The sequence below is a fragment of the Dietzia cercidiphylli genome, assembly GCF_014145145.1.
Taxonomy (GTDB): Bacteria; Actinomycetota; Actinomycetes; order Mycobacteriales; family Mycobacteriaceae; genus Dietzia; species Dietzia natronolimnaea.
Window position 1 is genome coordinate 1 of the sequence record NZ_JAALEA010000526.1, and the last position, 3,575, is coordinate 3,575.

Sequence of the window (3,575 nt, forward strand, 5' to 3'; positions counted from 1 at the left end):
GACGGCACGGGTGGTCGGGAGACCGGCCGAAGGGGCGTAGCTCAATTGGCAGAGCAGCGGTCTCCAAAACCGCAGGTTGCAGGTTCAAGTCCTGTCGCCCCTGCCCTTCCCGCCAGCCACAGTCGACCCGGAGGTAACGCGTGAGTCAGGATCGCGACGACGACACCAGCGGCGCGCGCGGTTCCGACGGCGCGGCCGGTACCACCGGTGCCGCTGTTCCGACGGGCTCTGCTGTTCCGACAGGCAAAGCCGGCCGGAGCGACACCACCGTCGCCAATCGGGTCCGCACCGATGCGGACACCACGGAGGACACGCGGGCCAACCGCGCGAATCCGTTCCAGTACATCGGGCAGGTCATCGAGGAGCTGCGTAAGGTCATCTGGCCCACGCGCAACCAGATGGTCACTTACACCATCGTGGTGTTCCTGTTCCTGATCTTCATGACCGCGCTGGTCTCCGGCGTCGACTTCGGCGCGGGCAAGCTCGTCGAGCTCGTCTTCGACCGCTGACACCCGCCGCTGGAGGTCCGGGACGAGATCCGGACCGCCGAACTTCGAGAGGACCGCAATTTCAGTGAGCGACATCGAGCAGAGCCCCGAATCCGAGGACGTCGAGCAGAGCCCGGCTGCCGCCGAGCAGGCCGAGACCGCGGCGGATGCGGTGCTCGGTGACACCTCCGCGGACCCCTCCGACGTCGCGGTCCCGCCGACCGCCGAGGCCGTGGCGGATGCCATCGACGCGGTCGCCGGCACCGATGAGGACGCCGACGAGGTCGCCGACGTCACCGATGAGGCCGACGTCGCGGAGGGATCCGAGTCGGCAGAGGCCCCCGCCGAGGAGGCGGCGCCCGCGATCGATCCCGTCATCGCCTTCAAGCGCCAGCTGCGCAAGCTCCCCGGCGACTGGTTCGTCGTCCACTCGTACGCCGGGTACGAGAACAAGGTCAAGGCCAATCTCGAGACCCGCGCGGTCACCCTCGGCGCGGAGGACAAGATCTATCAGGTCGAGGTCCCCATCGAGGAGTACACCGAGGTCAAGAACGGCCAGAAGAAGGTCGCCAACCGCAAGGTCCTGCCCGGCTACGTCCTGGTGCGTATGGACCTCGACGACGAGTCATGGGGTGTCGTCCGCAACACCCCCGGCGTGACCGGGTTCGTCAGCGCGACCGGCGGTGCGGCCGGTGCGCCCACCCCGCTCTCGCTGAGCGACGTGGCCAAGTTCCTGGCCCCCAAGCCGGAGAAGAAGGCCGCCACCCCCGGTGGCGAGGCCGACGGTGGACTGGTCCCGCAGACCGTCGAGGTGGAGTTCACGGTCGGCGAGTCGGTCACCGTCATGGACGGCCCGTTCGCCACCCTGCCCGCCAGCATCTCCGAGGTCGATCCGACCTCGCAGAAGCTCAAGGTGCTCGTGTCCATCTTCGGTCGCGAGACCCCGGTGGAGCTCGGATTCTCCCAGGTGGAGAAGATCGACTGACCAGCGCGATCACCCCGACGGCCCGCCCCGCGCACACCGCGCGCGGCGGGTCCCGTCGTTTCGGGGATCGCGCCACGGTGCGCCGGATCGGATTAGCCGTTGCACGTCGATTGCACGTAGACTCTCCAAGGTTGTGCCTGCGCCCCCGCATGCCCTGCCCGACGGGCGGGCCTGAGGGGAGCGGCGCACACGACAGTCGGCCTCCCACGTGTACAGCGTGGAGCCGAGATCCAGTCGAAGAATCAGGAAGACGATGCCTCCGAAGAAGAAGAAGGTCTCAGGGCTGATCAAGCTCCAGATCAACGCCGGCGCAGCCAACCCGGCACCGCCGGTCGGCCCGGCTCTGGGTGCCCATGGTGTCAACATCATGGAGTTCTGCAAGGCCTACAACGCAGCCACCGAGAACCAGCGCGGGAACGTCGTGCCGGTCGAGATCACGGTCTACGAGGACCGTTCTTTCGACTTCAAGCTCAAGACGCCGCCGGCCGCCAAGCTCCTGCTCAAGGCCGCCGGCCTGCAGAAGGGTTCGGGCACCCCGCACTCCGCCAAGGTCGGCAAGGTCTCCATGGACCAGGTCCGCGAGATCGCGCAGACCAAGATGGAGGACCTCAACGCCAACGACGTCGACCAGGCCGCGAAGATCATCGCCGGCACCGCCCGCTCCATGGGCATCACGGTCGAGGCCTGACCTCCACCACCACACATCACCGTGGGAGGGCAGCTCAGGCCCGCACCACACCCGACCGTCGCAGAGAACACGCGGCAGGAATGGAACTCTCATGAGCAAGAACAGCAAGGCCTACAAGGCCGCAGCTGACAAGGTCGACCGCACCAAGCTGTACTCGCCTCTGGATGCCCTGGCACTGGCCAAGGACACCTCCTCGACGAAGATGGACGCCACCGTCGAGGTCGCCATGCGACTTGGCGTCGACTCCCGCAAGGCGGACCAGATGGTCCGCGGCACCGTGAATCTTCCCAACGGTACCGGTAAGACCGCCCGCGTCATCGTCTTCGCCGCGGGCGAGAAGGCCACCGAGGCCGAGGCCGCCGGCGCCGACGTCGTGGGCTCCGACGACCTCATCGAGCGGATCCAGGGCGGCTGGCTCGACTTCGACGCCGCGATCGCCACGCCGGACCAGATGGCCAAGGTCGGCCGTGTGGCCCGCGTGCTCGGCCCGCGTGGCCTCATGCCGAACCCCAAGACGGGCACCGTCACCATGGACGTGACCAAGGCCGTCAGCGACATCAAGGGCGGCAAGGTCACCTTCCGCACCGACAAGGCCAACAACCTGCACTTCATCGTGGGCAAGGCGTCGTTCTCCACCGAGCAGCTCACGGAGAACTACCAGGCCGCGATCGACGAGGTCATGCGTCTCAAGCCGTCCTCCTCCAAGGGCCGCTACCTGCAGAAGATCACCGTGTCCACCACGACCGGACCCGGCATCCCGGTCGACCCCTCGGCGATCTCCAAGCTCCTCGAGGCGGGCACCGACTCCCAGTGAGTTGATCCCCCGGCAGGAGGGCCCCGCGACCGTTCACGGCGCGGGGCCCTTCGCTGTCAGGGATGTCCCGGCCGTCATACCCCGGCCGTCATACCCCGGCCGTGACGCCTCCGGCCGCACCCGCGGGTACCGTCATCGCCAGGATCTCCCAGGCCGCCATGGGACCCGGCACACCGCACCACACGGCGGTCCCGGATGCGGAAGGACACCCCCATGAACACGCGGTCCAACGGAGACGTGGCAGTGCGCGACGTCGCCCTGAGGGACGGACTCCAGCTGACGGAGGGGCGACTGGGTACCGCCGGCAAGGTGGAGCTCGTCCGCACGTTGCTCCGGTCCGGCGTCCCCGAACTCGAGGTGGGGTCGATGGCCAGGCCGGACCTGGTCCCGGCGCTCGCCGACACGCTCGACGTGATCGGCGCCCTGGACGAGGCCGAGCGGGACCGCTGCTGGGTCTGGGTGGCCACGCCCGGCCACGTGCGGCGCGCCGCCGACGCCGGGGTGAGGCGATTCCAGTACTGCCTGTCGGTGACGGACGCGCACAACCGGGCCAACATCGGCCGGGACGTCGAGACGAGCATGGCCGCGCTGCCCGAGGCG

The 3,575-nt window shown here is 68.5% G+C and carries 5 protein-coding genes and 1 tRNA gene; all 6 read left to right on the top strand.

The annotated features are described in order from the left end of the window. Nucleotides 1-30 precede the first annotated feature (30 nt). Nucleotides 31-103, top strand: a tRNA-Trp gene (locus G6028_RS16845). Between the two features lie 37 nt (nucleotides 104-140). After that, the gene (gene secE / locus G6028_RS16850) at nucleotides 141-509 is read left to right on the top strand and encodes a preprotein translocase subunit SecE (RefSeq protein WP_182659558.1); all 369 of its coding nucleotides are present in this window, start codon (nucleotides 141-143) and stop codon (nucleotides 507-509) included. Nucleotides 510-573: 64 nt separating this feature from the next. Next, complete coding sequence (gene nusG / locus G6028_RS16855; RefSeq protein ID WP_182659559.1) at nucleotides 574-1,473, top strand: transcription termination/antitermination protein NusG; 900 nt, start codon at nucleotides 574-576, stop codon at nucleotides 1,471-1,473. Nucleotides 1,474-1,726: 253 nt separating this feature from the next. Continuing rightward, entirely contained in the window at nucleotides 1,727-2,161 is a 435-nt protein-coding gene (rplK, locus tag G6028_RS16860; protein WP_095717641.1) for a 50S ribosomal protein L11, read from the top strand. Between the two features lie 91 nt (nucleotides 2,162-2,252). After that, the gene (gene rplA, locus G6028_RS16865) at nucleotides 2,253-2,975 is read left to right on the top strand and encodes a 50S ribosomal protein L1 (RefSeq protein WP_179523168.1); all 723 of its coding nucleotides are present in this window, start codon (nucleotides 2,253-2,255) and stop codon (nucleotides 2,973-2,975) included. Between the two features lie 213 nt (nucleotides 2,976-3,188). After that, nucleotides 3,189-3,575 (top strand): beta/alpha barrel domain-containing protein (locus G6028_RS16870; protein ID WP_479682432.1); only part of this gene is annotated, 387 nt, incomplete at its 3' end.